This is a genomic window from Butyrivibrio sp. NC3005 (genome assembly GCF_000424545.1).
Classification (GTDB): domain Bacteria; phylum Bacillota; class Clostridia; order Lachnospirales; family Lachnospiraceae; genus Butyrivibrio.
In genome coordinates this window covers 110,673-126,722 of the sequence record NZ_AUKC01000003.1, presented here as the reverse complement: position 1 = coordinate 126,722, position 16,050 = coordinate 110,673, and the positions used below count along the sequence as shown (strand labels likewise).

Sequence of the window (16,050 nt, the reverse complement as noted above, 5' to 3'; positions counted from 1 at the left end):
TATATAATGGGCACGATTAATTCAATTCGTTTAATAAATATAAACTACAATAATGGAAGTATTCGAATTAATGATGAGTTTTTTCATCTTAATGGTAAGAGCACGCTTCTTTCTTTGCAAAATGGCGGTGGTAAGTCAGTTCTGGTGCAGATGCTTACAGCGCCATTTGTTCATAAGAATTACAGAAGAACGAAAGACCGTCCATTTGAAAACTACTTTACAGGAACTAAACCTTCATTTATCTTGATTGAATGGCTTCTTGACGGCGGCGATAGGAAACTTTTGAATGGTTTTATGATTCGCAAAAATCCCGATGAGACTGGTGAGGATGACGCACATGATGAATTAGAGATTACATCTATTATCAGCATTTATGATGGCGAGTGTGAATGGGATATTAGGCATCTTCCTGTGGTGGAGAAGAGTTCTAAAGATATCAAGTTGAAAAACTATGTCGCATGTAAGCAGTTGTTTGATTCATATAAAAAGTCGAAGGAAGCAAATTTTTTCTATTATGACATGAATCATGGTGTTCAGCAGCGTCAGTATTTCGATAAGCTGTGTGAATATAAAATTGATTACAGAGAATGGGAGAATATTATCAAGAAGGTTAATCTTAAGGAAGGCGGCCTTGTTGATTTATTTGCGGACTGTAGAGATGAGAAGGGACTTACTGAGAAATGGTTTTTAGAAGCTATTGAGAAGAAACTTGATAATGAAGGCAGCAGAATTAAAGAATTTAATAAAATAACAAGTAGCCACATTCGTCAATGCTATGAGAATGAAGATAAGATTAAGAGAAAAGAAGCTATAACGCTGTTTAAGCAGTTGGTTGAAAGAGACGATGAAACAGATACTTTAAGTGTTAAGAAAGTGGCTAAAAAGGCTTCTCTTCAACAAGACGTTGTAGAAAAACAAAGGGACTATATTATTTCTTTTTGCAAAAAAATAGGTATACTTCAGGAAGAAGCAAAAAATAATATAGATGACTATAATAATAAAAGAAAAGACAAATTATCTGAGATTGGAAAAATAGTCTATGAAAAGTATTCTGCAAAAATTCATGCAATTTTGACAGATAAGGAAGATACCTTGTCAAATCTTCATATGACAGAAATGGAGCTTTCTGGAATAGACAGAGATATTGAAGAAATTCAAAGAAAACTTCATGAGATTGAAGCAAAGAGACTTTTAGAAGTTAGAGAATCTGAGAAAAGTTTTAAAGATACTTTATCAGCAAAGCTTGAAGTTGCCAAAAGAAAAAATGAGGATTTAGAGCCTAGAAGAGAGTTGTTAGGAACTGTCATTTATGGAAAATATGCTGACACGTGTGCTGAAACCAAAGCGTCGAGTATTAATATCCAAGCAAAAATTGATGAAATTACGTCTCGCCTTATGGAAAGAACAGCTCTTTTAGAAGAGACAGAAAATATGGTTTCAAAGGTATCGCACGAACTAGGAATCTTAGAAGGAAGCATTTCTAACTTTTCTTCTGTGGAAGACGAGTTTAATAAAAGATTTAATACAGTTTTTCGAAGAAATATTTTGGGATACTATGAAGACGGTATGCTTACAGTTGAGAAGGCCGATGTATCAAAAAAGTTTGTTGAAGCAGATAATGAGTGCAAAAATTTAAAGAAGAAAATGGAAAAAATGGAGATTCTCGATAGAAAATATGAGAGTCTTGTTTCTGATGACAAAGTTGAAAAAAGAAGGCTTCTAAGCGAACTTGAAGTTTGTAAAAAATGCGTTGAAAACTTTGAAAGTCAATTAAAAAGTAGACGAGATATTATGTCATATCTGCAGCTTTCAGAAGATATGATTTATGATAAAGATAAGATTATTGAGAAGTTTGACCTGAAAATAAGGGATATGTCTACGAATATCAGACAGATGGAAGAAAATGACTATAGGCTTATAAGAGAACTTAGAGCATTGGAAGAAGGTATTATTACTGAACTTCCTTTGACTATCAAAGAGGTTTTTGATAAAAATCTTATTCCGGTTATTTTTGGCATGTATTTTTTGAAAAAGAATGGAAAGTCAGAGAAGGAAAACTTAGAGCTTGTAAGGAAAAATCCTTTTCTTCCATATTCTTTGGTTCTTACAAGAGAAGAACTTGAAAGGTTAAAGAATGTAGATGAGGAGATTGTTACTTCTATGCCTGTTCCTATTGTCCTTAGACAGGAACTTGAAAATGGTATTATAGAATCTTTAAATAGAAATTCAAGTGTTGTTGAACTTGATAACATAAGCTTTTTTATACATTTCAACGAGAAACTTTTAAATGAAGATTCTTTAGCTGAAATGATTTCTTTAAAAAAAGAAGAAATCAAGGTATTAGAAGATAAGCTTAAAATAAGACTTGAAGAAAAAGAAGAATATATCAAAAGAAGAGAAATAATAAGAGGTCAGGATGTAACTAAAATAAAAAAAGAAGAGGCTTTAGCGCAGCTTAAAGACTACGAGGATAATCTTTTAAAACTTGATGAAAAAATAACGGAGAATGAGACGCTTCGTATAAGAAACAAAGAAGAAATCAAAGAAAATGCGGAAAAAATAAGGATTATTGAAGATAAAAGAAGAGTCCTTTCTGACCAGAATCTTGAAATGGATAAATTTATTGCACTATATGATGCGTATGTCCAAAAGATAGAAAAAAAGACAAGAAAAATTGAGGAAAGAAAACGTCTCGAAAGCAGGAAAGATGTGACAAAGAAGGCTGCGGACAAAGATAGAGATTTGATTTTGCAAAATACAAGTCTTAAAGAGCAGCTCTTGTCTAAGCTTTATAACGAGAATACGAAAAAGGATTTATTTGAAGTTTATAAAGATAGAAAAATAGATGTTAGCGAAAGTGATGGAGAAATAAAGGAAACTTTTGGAAAATCTCTTGAAGAATTAGAAGCAGAATATATGGCAATTACAAAAGGCGTTTCTGCAGATATAAGCTCTTTGGAGAACGAATTAATAGAGCAAGAAAAGCGATTAAACAGGGCGAAGAGAAATTTTGAAAACACTATAGCTAAATATGGTTTATCAGAAGAATGCTTTGATGAGATTGATGCATCACAAGAAAATGAGAATAAGTGTCTCAAAATGCTTTCTGTTTGCAAAAACGAGAGAGATATCAAACAAAAGCGCTTTCATGAAGAAGATAAAAAAGTGTCGGTATTAGAAGCTAAAGCACAGGCAATGTTTTCTCAGATGAAAAAAGAGACTGGTTTTGTAGATGTTCTTCCAAAAGAGCAGATTATAGAGCAAAATTTTGATGAAAAGATTGAAGTCCTTCGATATGAGATAAAAGAAATCGATAAAAAAGTTGAAGGTATTATAGCTTCTTTACAGAGTTTTAAGGCAGTTATGGCTTCACTTGCTGAGTATGAAGAGCTTGAACCATCAGCTATAATAACATTTGAAGAAGATTTTAGGAGTATGAGCGAAGATGAATTAAGGAAATATAGAGGCAGACTTGTTTCTTCTTATATGAAGGCACAAGAAGAGCAGCAAAGATGCAGAAACAGATTGTCAGACTGTATTAATGATGTATTTCTTAATCCTGTATTTGCAGATCCTTATTATAAAAAGCCATTAGAAGCTATGCTTAGACTTTTGGATGAGCCAAAAGAAATTCTTCGTCAGATAGAAATAAGCGTAAATGCTTATGATTCGTTGATGAAGAAAATTGCTGTTGATTTGGATATGATTGAGAAGGAAAAAGAAAGCATTTTATCAGAAATCCTTGATTATATAAGGCAGGTTCATTTGGAGATGGGCAAAATAGATAGTAACTCGACAATTTCAGTCAGAGAGCGTAATATTAAAATGTTGACCATTTCATTGCCGGCTTGGCAGGATAATGAAGAGATTTATAAAGTCAAGGTAAGAGATTTTATAGAAGAAATAACAAAGCATTGTATGGGGTTATTCAAACGTAATGAAAGCATAGCTGAATACATAGGAACTAAAGTAAATACAAAAGCTATGTATGATGAGATTATTGGGACATCTAATGTCAGAATTAAACTCTACAAAATTGAGAAACAGAAAGAGTATGCTATAAGCTGGGAAGAAGTTGCCAAGAATTCTGGAGGAGAGGGCTTTTTGTCAACTTTTGTTATTCTATCATCGTTACTTCATTATATAAGAAGAGATGAAAGCGATTTGTTTGCAGATAGAAATGAAGGTAAAGTACTTCTTATGGATAATCCGTTTGGAATGACTTATTCGGAACATTTGCTAAAACCTATGATGAATCTTGCAAAAAAGAATCATACGCAGTTAATATGTTTGTCAGGTCTTGGCGGTGATTCGATTTATGGAAGATTTGACAATATTTATGTGCTCAATCTTGTTATGGCCAGTTTGAAAAACGGAATGCAGTATTTACAGGCAAAACATCAAAGAGGAAGTGAAATTGAAGAAATAAGAACTTCTCACATCGAAGTATTTGAGCAGGGAACCTTGTTTTAAGATATTTTTGTGATTATAACTTTGCTTTACAGGGAGTATTAATTTGGATAGTATAATTAAAACATTTTTGGAAAAGCTAAATAGTAGTAAAGATGTAAAAAAATCACTTACGATTTTTGTTACAGGGATTATATCAGGTATCATAAGTCATCTGTACTATATGGTGAATATGCCAGGAAGTGATGATATTATTATGATAAATTATCCAGCTCCGCCTAAGGGACTTGGATTTATGTTCCATGGTGCAAGTACAGGAAGAATACTCGGCGGATTTATAGATTTAATTCAAACATGGTATAGAGCTTTTTATGTATCAGGCTGGATTACTATTATTACTATGGCTGTGATGGCGCTTTTTATTATCTCGATGTTTAAGATTAAGTCTTATGCAGGAGGTATTGCTATTGCGACTCTTTTGCAGGTATCACCTACTACTCAGGCCAATATTGTGCTAGGTGAAGTGTCTTATCCAATAGCATTTTTATTTGCAACTATTGCAGCCTTTTGCGTTACCAGAAAAGAAAATTCTAAAAAACAGATGATAAGAGGTTCTGTTTTGTTTGGCTTATCTCTTATTACTATGCCAACAGCTATGTCATGCTATTTGACACTTGTTTTACTATGGCTTATTGCAGAACTTGCTGATAATACTGAGGTTAGTACCAGATATTTGCTTAACAGAGCCTGGAAGAGTATATCAGTTCTAGTGATTCTAGGAATAATGGTATTAATACTATGTATCGGAATTGTAGTATTTGGCGGATATAGTATGACTGGATATCAGGGTGCTGAAGATGCACTTACAGGAGGTTTTATTACCCATATCGGAGCTAATATTATTCAGGTTTACAAGAAGTTTATTGTTCAGGGAATATGGAAGATTCAGATTATTCCCAAGTTTAGTATTACTATATACATTGCATATCTACTGGATATTTTATTTCTTGGTATTCTTTTTAAAGAGAATAAGAACAAGATAGATAAATCAAGAAAAATATTGGCTGTTCTTGGAGTGGCACTTCTTCCAGTAGCAATATGTACGATTACTCTGGTAGGATATACCTTTATGTATAAAGGACAACACAGACTTCCGTTTATATTCCTATTAGCTGGAACTGTTATGCTAGCTGAAAGAGTTGCTGAATATGATGTTAGAAGATATAAGAAACTTTTAATGGTATATTTGGCTGATTTTATAATGATGATGTATGGTTTTTTCCTGTTTGATAATAACGGATACCAGGTTCAGGCTTTTGTGATGCAACAGGATGCAACACTTTGCACTAGAATATTGTCATCACTAGATAGTAGGGAAGATTTCTCGTACGAGAAAGATGAAGTATATTTCCTTAACATCACATCTTGGGACAAGAATGAAAGCGTAAGTCCTATTAAATATGATCCGGAATTGTATGACGTAATATGGCCTGTAGCAACTACAAATTTATATTGCTATAAGGATAGTTCAATAAGAGCACATATTCAGAACTATGAAGGTATGCAGCTTCTTTCTCCAAGTATTGACAAGCAGGAAGAAATCGAGAATTCAAATCTTAAAAATAAGTATGAGAAATTAATGTCTGGTGATTTTGCAATAACTAAGTACGATGGAGTAACAGTCGTTGTGGTTAAGACAGTTATGCCTCCGAATGTATTGTTTGGTTAAGATTGGGAAAGCAGTATATTATTATTGAGGGTATTTCATAAAGTCTGTAGATGCTGAGTGTGTAGTAGTGAGCGTGTTAACAAATTTTTGAAGGGTGCATAGAGGGAGATTATTAGAATGATACTTAATTGCATAAACTGGTGCTGGGCATTTATTTCCATATATATGATTGGCTGGGGACTGGGAAGCCTTTTTGAAAAGATATTTAGCTGTAGGTTAAATAGAGTAGAAGCTCGTATTGCAATAGGTACAGCTTTCACTACAGTTTTTGCTGAAACCTTTAGCCTTTTTTATAGAGTGGGAGTTAAGGCGAATATTGTTCTTGGTGCTATTGTTGTTATTTCTCTAGTTGTAGTAAAAAAGAGCTTTAGAAATGAAATTGAGAGAAGCTTTGCTGCTATAGGGCAGATTAAGACATGGAAGAAAGCACTTATAGTGGTAATAGGACTTTTTTTCCTTGCGATAGGATCATCAACACCATATCTTGGCGATACATATATGTATCATATTCAGGCAGTTGAATGGATTGAAAAATATGGAACTGTGAAAGGTCTTGGGAATCTGCATTTTAGATTTGCTTATAACAGTGCTTATGAAAGTCTGGGAGCTTTGTATAGTTGGAGTTCAGTAGTAGGTCAAAGTCTTCATGCATTAAACGGCTTTTTTGCATTTTTAATGGTTTGTTATTGTGCGCTTACTATTAGAAGTGTTAAAACTAAAAGAGTTCTAGTATCTGATTTATTAAAAATAGTAACTATTATCTATATAATAGGAAGACTAATGTCCTATGGATCTGCAGATACAGACCCTCTTGTAATGCATTGTATCGCCTTTGTATTTATTAAATGGTTTGAATTTATTGAGAGAAAAGAGGATAGTATAGCTTTATTTGGACTTATAGCAATCTTTGGAGTATATTCAGTTACTTTAAAGCTGTCTGCAGGGCTTATAGTGCTTCTTGTACTGTATCCGCTTGTTGAGCTTATAAAGAAGAAAAACTGGAGACAGATTATTATTTTTGTAGCAATGGGACTTATCGTAGTAGCACCATTTTTGGCAAGAAACGTTATTATTTCCGGATACCTTATTTATCCTGTAACTTCTATTGATTTATTTAATGTTGACTGGAAAATGCCAAAGTCAGTTGCAAAGCTTGATAGTGATGGTATTATCATGTGGGGAAGAGGAGTGCAGTACATGGAAGATCCGATGTCTATTGGATTTTTGAAATGGCTTCCTGTATGGTATTCTAATTTAAGTGTTAGAAGCCAGATATTATTTGTCGTGGATATTATAGCGCTTATAGTATTTGTACTTCACTTTTTGAAAAAGATTGTAAAGAAAGAAAAGCTTGTACAGGAAGATTTCGTTATGTTCGTTGCAGTTTGCTCATTCGTTTTCTGGATGCAGTCTGCACCTTTGATTCGATATGGTGAATTGTACATGTGGATTATCTGCATGGTGGTTTTGGGAACACTTGTTCGAGAGAATAACATTTTAGCTTTGTGTGCAGGTGCGGTATTAATCACAGAAGTCTATTCTGCAATTGACCTTAATGTGGAAAATGCAGGATTGTTTAGACCAGCAGACTATAAGTCATTTTCAGTAGAAGGTCATGAAACCGGATTAAAGTATGAAGATGGTTCTGATATAATAATCTATGTCCCAACACAGGGAGCTCAGTCAGACTATAATTATTTTCCTAGCACACCAGAAAGTGCTCAGCTTGAAGAGCTGCAGTTTAGAGGTAATTCATTGGAAGATGGATTTAAATCATCTCGCACTGAGTAGAATCTATAGATTTTTGTCACTGCGTTCCAAAAACCACGCAAACTTGCCATTAAAAAAGGCTTCGCCTTGAACCAGTTTGCCACTTGACTTTTGTTCTCACGAAACTCGCAGTAAATGCGAGTTTCTGATTATAAGTGACAAGAAGTCATACTTTATTGTTTTAAATACTTAGTAGATTAGTTTTACTGGCTTGTAATATTTCATGAGCAGAACTGTTTATAAACGTTGGTACTTATGCGCTGTTTTTTAGCGCATTACGTACCACTACGTTTATAATCAAGCGAAAGCGTGTCTGCGACGAAATATACAAACAGTAAAACGGACTATATAGAAACAATAAAGTATACTTTTTGTTATTCGAACGAATTACTAAAACAATAAAGCAGGACATTATTTTTTCAGGAGTACTATGAATAAGATTTTTCGAATATTTGCATATATTATTTCAGTTGCTTTATTCAGCTTTTATGTGCTGATGCTTTTTAGATGTATAAATCCTAAGACGACTGCTGATTATAAGATGAGATATCTTGATGAAGGATACTTTTGGGAGGATAGAGGCGAATGAGTTTTATTTCGCTTTGGCTTAACAATTTAAATGGGAGTATTTATGCTCTTTTGTTATTCATAATTAGTTGCATATGTGTTTTTTACTTATTTCCTAAAAGGAGCAGAGTATTTATTCTGCTCCTTGAAAGTTTGTTATTTTATAGTTTAGTTGACTTACGCTTTTTGGCACTTGTTGTAGCACAGACTTTGTTTTCATGGGCTATAGGAAGGTATCTTGGCAGGGAACTTTCGAAAGAAAAAGAAGTAAAAGAAAAAGCGATAAAAGGCAGTGCAGATATTATTCTTTGGTTTGGAATAATTGTGATAGTTATTGTGCTGTGCTTTTTTAAGTATTTCAATTTTTTTGCTGAAAGAATGGATTTAAGTCTAAAGGTTATCATGCCTCTTGGGATTTCATATTATAGTTTTAGGCAGATTAGTTATCTTGTTGATATTAGGAAAAATAAGATTGATGGAAATTGTTCCATTATTAATTATGCTTCTTATGTGTTGTTTTTTCCTCAAATGGTAAGTGGCCCAATTGCTAGATTTAAACAAATAGAAGATTCTTTTAATAAGGGAATCGAATTTGATAATAAGCTTTTTGGCGATGGTATAAAACTTGTTATATCGGGTTTGTTTAAAAAACTTGTTTTAGCAGATAGAATGAGCGCATATGTTGAACTTATTTTTGGTTCGTATAAGTTTTATCCTTCGATTTCGTTATGGATTGCTGCTGTTTTATATTCGTTGCAGCTTTATCTTGATTTTGCAGGTTACTCAGAAATTGCTATAGGTACTACTAAAATGTTTGGACTTGACTGTGATATGAATTTTAATAGGCCTTATTTTGCATTAGATATGAAGGATTTTTGGCATAGATGGCATATTTCTTTGTCGACATGGCTACGAGACTATATTTATTTTCCTCTTGGAGGCAGCAGAGTTTCTAAGTTGAGATCTAAATTAAATGTATTTGCTGTATTTTTTATTTGCGGATTATGGCATGGAAGTGGTTTGAGATATCCTGTCTGGGGAATATATCATGGATTTTGGAATGTTACATCTGGAGTTTTTTCTAAGAAAAAAGATATAGCTGAAAATAAAATAAATCCAGTTATTAGGTCGTTAAGACAGATTTTAGTGTTCGTGATTGCTCTGTTTGGATGGATTTTGTTCAGAGCTAATACATTTGCGGATGCGGCATTGTATGTAGTACACATGTTTGATTCAATATCGATTAATTATCAGACTATAACTGCTTCAATACTTCCATTTACAAGTGATAGCACCTGCGTAGCATATGTTTTGACTTTGTTTATAATGCTGGTATTTATGTTTGTAGTTGAGTATGATAATGAGTACCATGTAGGTAGATACAACAAGTTAGAGTCTTTTAGAATCTTTTTATATGTATTATTTATTATTATGTTCGGAGTAACAGGCTCTGGAAGCTTTTTGTATGCAAATTACTAAAGGTGAAAGATGAAGAAAATTTTTAAAAGCATTGCATTTGCGCTTATATTGTCGCTGATGCTTATTTTGATAAAAAATGAATATGCAAGGCTTTTGTTGTCTCATGCAAATTATGGAGTACAGGCTTTGATAACGGGCTATCATAATGGCGAGTATAATGATGGTAAGGGTGTCAATATTTATATTGGATCATCAATGTTTCGAAAAGGGCTCGATATAAATGTGTTAAATCAAAATGTTGACGGAGTAAACTATATATTATCATATAATGGAACAAGGCCTTTTCAATGCTACGAGGAACTTGCATATGTTTTGCAAAAGGGAGTCAAAATCAGGCATTTATATGTTGACTTGTATGCTTTTGCTATGACAGTTGATCCATGGGTTGAAGATAGCAGGCTTTTGATGGAAACAGATTTTGCGTTTAAATGCAGGCTTTGGAAAGATATGAGCAGATTTTCGGATAGTCCTATAAAAAATTTCTGGGATATGTTTGTTACAACTGGCAATGAGAGACTTTTGTCATGGCCAATAGATTATAAAATAACAAATGCTCAGTTTTTACAAGGAGGAAATCTTCAGGTTGAGATGGGAGGCGGCGTTGATGGCATGGTTTCCATGTCTAAAGCTGATAGGATAGCTAAACTAAAGAAAACAGATTATGATAAAATATTGCCTGTTGTTTTTAACAAGAATCAGGAGAGTTATGTTAAAAAAACTATTTCCCTGTGTAAAAATAATAATATTCCAATTACATTTATAGAAACACCCAAATATGCCAGCATTATGGCACAGGACAATTATGCTGGACTTATGAAGAGCTATATTAAGCTTCTTTTGAAAAATAATGTTGATTTTTATTTGATAGAGGATAGCAAGTTTACATGCAATTCTGAAATAAATGATGAAAAAGTTGCAGAAGATGTGATATCATTTGATACGGGCAATGTTGACTATTTTGTTGATTGGCTTCATTTATCTTCAAGTGGAAGAGAAGAATTTACTAAAAACTTTACTAAAGCATTAAACAAGACAAAGTAATGTCGAGGCATTGTTTTATTATAAAAATAGATGCAAGCAGATTGTAAGTAAATATAGTGGAAACAGAAAATACAAGTAACAAATATAAGCAGCAGGATGGGAGTTTATAAAAAACATATATGGGAAATACTAAGAATAAAGTTCAAAGAAATAATATATGGATTTATGGTTATGCGTTTATAGCGGTAGCCCTTTTCTATAGTTATTTCTATGCTGATTTTTATGAAACCGGATTAGAGGGTGTTAGATTCTGGGATATTCTTTTTGCTGGAAATATCAGGCAGTTCTATAAACAGATATTTTTAATTGGAAATATGCAGTATGTTCCTTTGTATGATTTTCCAATGTACATTATTTTTGCTATATGGAATTTGCCTTTATGGATTGTTGAGAAGATAACATCAATTGATATTTTTCATTCCTCTTTGTGTCTTATGTGGATGAAGTCTTTGATGCTGTTTTTTTCTTTCCTTTTTATTAAAACTTTTCGTTCTATGTTGGAAGAACTTGGAATTGGCGAAGATGACAGGAAAACAGGCATATTAATGTTCTTTACCTCTGGATTTTATGTTTCTGGACTGGTTGTATTAAGTCAGTATGATATCATTTCCCTGACATTGACAATGCTGGGGCTTACGTATTATTTGCGAAACGATGAGAAGAAATTTATTATCGTTTTTGCACTTGTAGCACCGTTTAAGTATTTCGGACTTCTTGTATTTGTTCCGCTTTTATTGCTAAAAGAAAAGCGAATAAGCAGAATACTTCTTAAAATGATACTTGTCATGATTCCATGCTTATTCTTCTGGATAGTATTTCCATACGGAAGACCTGAACTTGTGGACGGATGTGTATTTTCTCCGAGTAGTTCCGGGACAAATGTTGCTAAGCCTGTGTATATGGATTTGTTTGATAGAGGAAATATAGCATTTGGTATACTTTTCTTATTTATTTTTGGTGAGATTGCATTCCTTTTCTGGTGTTATATGCATGAAGAAAAAGAGGTATGGAAGAATGGAAAGCTCGTGATGTATTGTGGTTTTATCGCTTATTTCATACAGTTTACGCTTGCTTATTCTCATCCATATTGGCAGCTTCTTATGGTACCATATGTTGTTGCACTTATTCTTCTGAATAAGAAGTATCAGTATATAAATATTATGCTTGAAACTTTGATGACAGCAGCATTTATCTTTGCTCAGATGTTTTATTTTACATGGTGTTTCAAGGCTGAAATTGTTAGCCTGTCATTGTGGAAACATGTTGTGACGCCAGGTTCTGGATCAGGTGATAGTGTAGTAACACTACTTAGAAATTATATTGCAGATGCACGCTTACAGAATTATGCAGTCGGCATTGGACTTTCAGTATATACAGCGCTTGTACTTATTTTTGCAATACTTAACTGGCCATTCTGGAAAAAAGATTTTGCTATTACCAAAAAAGGTGAGGATATTCCTTTTTGGCTTCTTCCACTTAGAGCAGGAATATCGTTAATTATAGGCGTAGTTCCACTTGTGCTTTATTTCTATAGTTGGGGATAAATTGGAATAGATTCAATTTTTCTTCTCGGATTAAGCGAAGGTTTAGTGACAAGTTACTTAAAAAACGTTTGATATACAAATTGAAATAATAGTTAGGAGTTTTGTTGATGGAAAATGATAGCAGAAAATACTATTTGGATATGTTAAGAATACTAGCTTCATTTACAGTAATAGTGCTACATGTATCATCAACATATATGGACAAGCTAGATAGTGCTACCAGAGAATACTTTTGGCTTAGTCAATGGAACTGTATTACGCACTGGGCTGTTGGAATGTTTGTAATGATTTCCGGAGCACTTTTTCTAGGCAGTAATAAAAATGTTAGTATACAAAGACTTTATAAGCATAATATAGGACATATTTTGAAATGTTTTATATTATGGTCATTGGGTTATACTTTATTAACTGTTTTTACAAATGGACAAAAAGATAACATGGAATCTTTTCTTACGGAGTTTATTAAAGGGCATTATCATATGTGGTTTTTGTATATGATAATCGGTGTTTATATGATGATTCCTTTAATAAAGCCAGTTGCAAAAGATATGGTATTAACAAGATATTTTTGTTTTTTTATAGTGATTTTTGGTTTTTTGATTCCTTCTATAGATGATTTTTTGAGAGGTTTTGGCATCCTAGACAAGAGCATTTTATTAGTCCAATTTAGTAAAAGTATCGAGACTCTTCGTTTAAAAATGCCCACCAGCTATCTTGGATATTTTGTTATTGGTTATTATTTGTCCAAAGGCTTTGTGAAGGAAAAAAGTAGAATGTTATTGTATTTAGGCGGAATTATTAGCTTTTTTATGCTTTTGGGATTACCGTTTTTGACGAAAATAACAGGCATTAACATTACGTTTGTTGGAAGTGATTTTTCTATAATAACATTACTGTTTTCATCTTCGCTATTTGTCTGGATGAAAGAAAACTTCAAAATAGAAAGTGATAAGTTGAAAAATTGCATATACTTGCTATCTTCAGTTAGTTTCGGAGTGTATTTGATACACGCTGCTGTTATTGAAATTCTTGATCATCCATTGGGAATAAATGCAGTAATGATTCATCCATTTGCAGGAGTTGTGCTGGTATCAATTCTAGTTGCAGGAATAGCATTTATTTCTATTAGTATTATGAAAAAGATTCCTATAATAAGAGATTTTATTTGAAAGCTATAAAAAGGTTATTGTATATATCAAGAAGTCACCATTTTTTCAGTTGAATTGGAGTTGTTATGTTAAGATTTGGAATAAATTTGTTGTGGGTTCGTCCAGGAAAAGTTGGTGGAACTGAGTTCATGACTAGAAACTTACTAGATGGAATGATACTGCTTCAAGAAGACTTTGAAGCTGTATTAATTGTATCTGAAGATAATGCAGATACATTTAAGCATTACAGTCAGGATAAGCGCTTTAAACTTGTCGTTGCAGGTATAGAATCTGCTAATATTTCGAAGCGAATTATTTGGCAGAATCTTCATCTTGCAGGATTTTTGAAAAAGAATGGCTTGGAACTATGTTTTAGCCCTGTATATGATAGACCAGTTATGAATTTTGGAATCAGGTATATCACTACAATCCATGATATTCAGGCATATCATTATCCACAATATCATCCTTTGCATGAGGTTGTTTACTCTAAACTTTTGTGGTTGACAGATAAATGGAAGTCTGATTTTAATGTGACAATTTCTGATTATGTAGCAAAGGATCTTGTGAAAGTATATCATTTCAATCCTAAGAAGATGGCTACTATTTATAATGCAGTGGTGCTTGATAAAGATGAGCAAACTTCTTTTGATATTCTTTCAAAAAAGTATGGAATCGAGAGTAAATCTTACTATTATACTGTGGGACAACTTATTAAACACAAGAATATTCCTACGCTTATAAAAGTAATGAAAAAGATTATTAAAGAGCATAGCTTGGAGCGCGATTATTGTCATAAGCTTCTAATTACAGGAATAAATGGTAATGCTGCAGATGCAATAAAAAAGCAGATAAAAGAAGAAGGTCTTGAAGATGTAATAGAACTTACAGGCTTTATAGATACTGCAGATAGAAATTCATTATATGCTAATGCAAAGGCGTTTCTTTTTCCGAGTGTTTTTGAAGGCTTTGGAATTCCACCTATCGAAGCGATGATTATGGGAACAACGGTTGTTACGACAAAATGTGCCTGTATTCCGGAAGTAACTCAAAATGTGGCAGAATATGTAGATGATCCATATGATGCTGATGACTGGATTAAGCATATGAAGAATCCTGTTAATAATAGTGCTAAGATAGATCAGGAAGTTTATGACAAGAAAAGAATTGCAAAGATGTATTTATCATGTTTAGGAAGAGTGTGGTGTAAGTATAAATGATAAAAAGAGATCCGCTCATAGATGTGCTTAGAGGGATTGCCATTTTTTTGGTAGTTATGGCACATTCTTGGTTTTTGAATTTTCCTGGGGATTTATTCATTGATCAATTTCATATGGCTTTGTTTATGGCTATTTCTGGATATCTTTTCAAGATAGAACGAGTAGATAGTGTAGAAAAGTTGAAATTATATTTCATAAAGAAAGTTAAGACCTTGTATTTACCATATGTTTTAGCAAACTCTTTCTTTATATTATTAAACAACTTTTTTGTAAAGATTCATTTTTTATGTACAGATGCAAAGCTTATGGATAGTTTTCAGCCGGGAATTGGACCTGATGCTATATTATCGCCTGTAGAAACTTTGAAACAGATTGGATTATGTGCTTTATTTATTGGTTATTCACCTAGATTTGGCGGTGCAACATGGTTTTTGCGCTGTTTGTTCATATTATCAATTGTATACGGGGCAGTGTCCTATCTATTAATCAAGTTTAAAAAAAGTCAGAATATACAGCTTATAATTGGATTTGTCATGCTGTTTGTATGGGCTTTTAATGCTAGTAGGAATTTTATTTTGATAGGATCTGTTGCACAGCTCCTTTTATATTACTATGCATTTGCGCTCGGGCAGCTTGTATTTAGAAAGAGTTTTTTGAGCAGAGTATCAGTTATTAACTGGTTAGCTATTATTGCGGTATCTGGCGTTATAGTATATTTAAACATGACTTATGGCGGTTTAATAGACAAATATCTACCATTTATGCCTATTGAGGTTGTTACAGTTATAAGAACTGTAGTAAATTGTATATGCGGTTGGTGCATGATGTATGGTTTGGCTAACATTTTGGCACGATTTAAAATTTCTCGTTTATTTATTTTGTTTGGAGAATCTACTCTTGAGATAATGCTGCTACATTTTTTGGCATTTAAGTTTGTTACCGCATTTATAGTCGGAGTTAGACATCTTCCATATTATTACATGGCAGCAACACCAACGCTTGCTAAAACGGGTCCTGTATTTGGGATTATGTATTGGATGTTAGCTATGGTTTTGCCGACAATAATTCATTTTTTGATATATCGAAAAAAATACGTGCATGAGTGATTAATAAATATTGAGTTAAACAGGTTGTTGAGGTTA

10 protein-coding genes are annotated in these 16,050 nt (G+C 33.0%); all 10 read left to right on the top strand.

Annotated features, from left to right (window positions below):
• Window positions 1-6 precede the first annotated feature (6 nt).
• The 10 genes from G634_RS0100500 (at window position 7) to G634_RS0100455 (ending at window position 16,014) form a co-directional block, all read left to right on the top strand.
• Entirely contained in the window at window positions 7-4,473 is a 4,467-nt protein-coding gene (locus tag G634_RS0100500; protein WP_026503645.1) for a hypothetical protein, read from the top strand.
• A 43-nt stretch (window positions 4,474-4,516) separates the two neighbouring features.
• The gene (locus G634_RS0100495) at window positions 4,517-6,139 is read left to right on the top strand and encodes a glucosyltransferase domain-containing protein (RefSeq protein ID WP_026503644.1); all 1,623 of its coding nucleotides are present in this window, start codon (window positions 4,517-4,519) and stop codon (window positions 6,137-6,139) included.
• Window positions 6,140-6,256: 117 nt separating this feature from the next.
• A complete protein-coding gene (locus tag G634_RS0100490) occupies window positions 6,257-7,930 on the top strand; it encodes an LIC_10190 family membrane protein (RefSeq protein ID WP_026503643.1) in 1,674 nt (557 codons plus the stop codon).
• Window positions 7,931-8,339: 409 nt separating this feature from the next.
• Window positions 8,340-8,498, top strand: a complete 159-nt coding sequence (locus G634_RS21035; RefSeq protein WP_155830469.1) for a hypothetical protein — start codon at window positions 8,340-8,342, stop codon at window positions 8,496-8,498.
• Window positions 8,495-9,955, top strand: a complete 1,461-nt coding sequence (locus G634_RS0100480; RefSeq protein WP_026503642.1) for an MBOAT family O-acyltransferase — start codon at window positions 8,495-8,497, stop codon at window positions 9,953-9,955. The genes G634_RS21035 and G634_RS0100480 overlap by 4 nt, the downstream gene beginning before the upstream one ends.
• Window positions 9,956-9,964: 9 nt before the next feature.
• Window positions 9,965-10,996 carry a hypothetical protein gene (locus G634_RS0100475; RefSeq protein ID WP_026503641.1) on the top strand — a complete coding sequence of 344 codons (1,032 nt, stop codon included), beginning with the start codon at window positions 9,965-9,967 and terminating at the stop codon, window positions 10,994-10,996.
• Window positions 10,997-11,115: 119 nt separating this feature from the next.
• Complete coding sequence (locus tag G634_RS0100470; RefSeq protein ID WP_026503640.1) at window positions 11,116-12,540, top strand: hypothetical protein; 1,425 nt, start codon at window positions 11,116-11,118, stop codon at window positions 12,538-12,540.
• Window positions 12,541-12,647: 107 nt separating this feature from the next.
• The gene (locus G634_RS0100465) at window positions 12,648-13,709 is read left to right on the top strand and encodes an acyltransferase (protein WP_026503639.1); all 1,062 of its coding nucleotides are present in this window, start codon (window positions 12,648-12,650) and stop codon (window positions 13,707-13,709) included.
• 65 nt (window positions 13,710-13,774) lie between these two features.
• Window positions 13,775-14,908, top strand: a complete 1,134-nt coding sequence (locus G634_RS0100460) for a glycosyltransferase family 4 protein (protein WP_026503638.1) — start codon at window positions 13,775-13,777, stop codon at window positions 14,906-14,908.
• Window positions 14,905-16,014, top strand: coding sequence for an acyltransferase family protein (locus G634_RS0100455; protein ID WP_026503637.1), 1,110 nt, complete (start codon window positions 14,905-14,907; stop codon window positions 16,012-16,014). Before G634_RS0100460 ends, G634_RS0100455 begins: the two co-directional genes overlap by 4 nt.
• Window positions 16,015-16,050 lie beyond the last annotated feature (36 nt).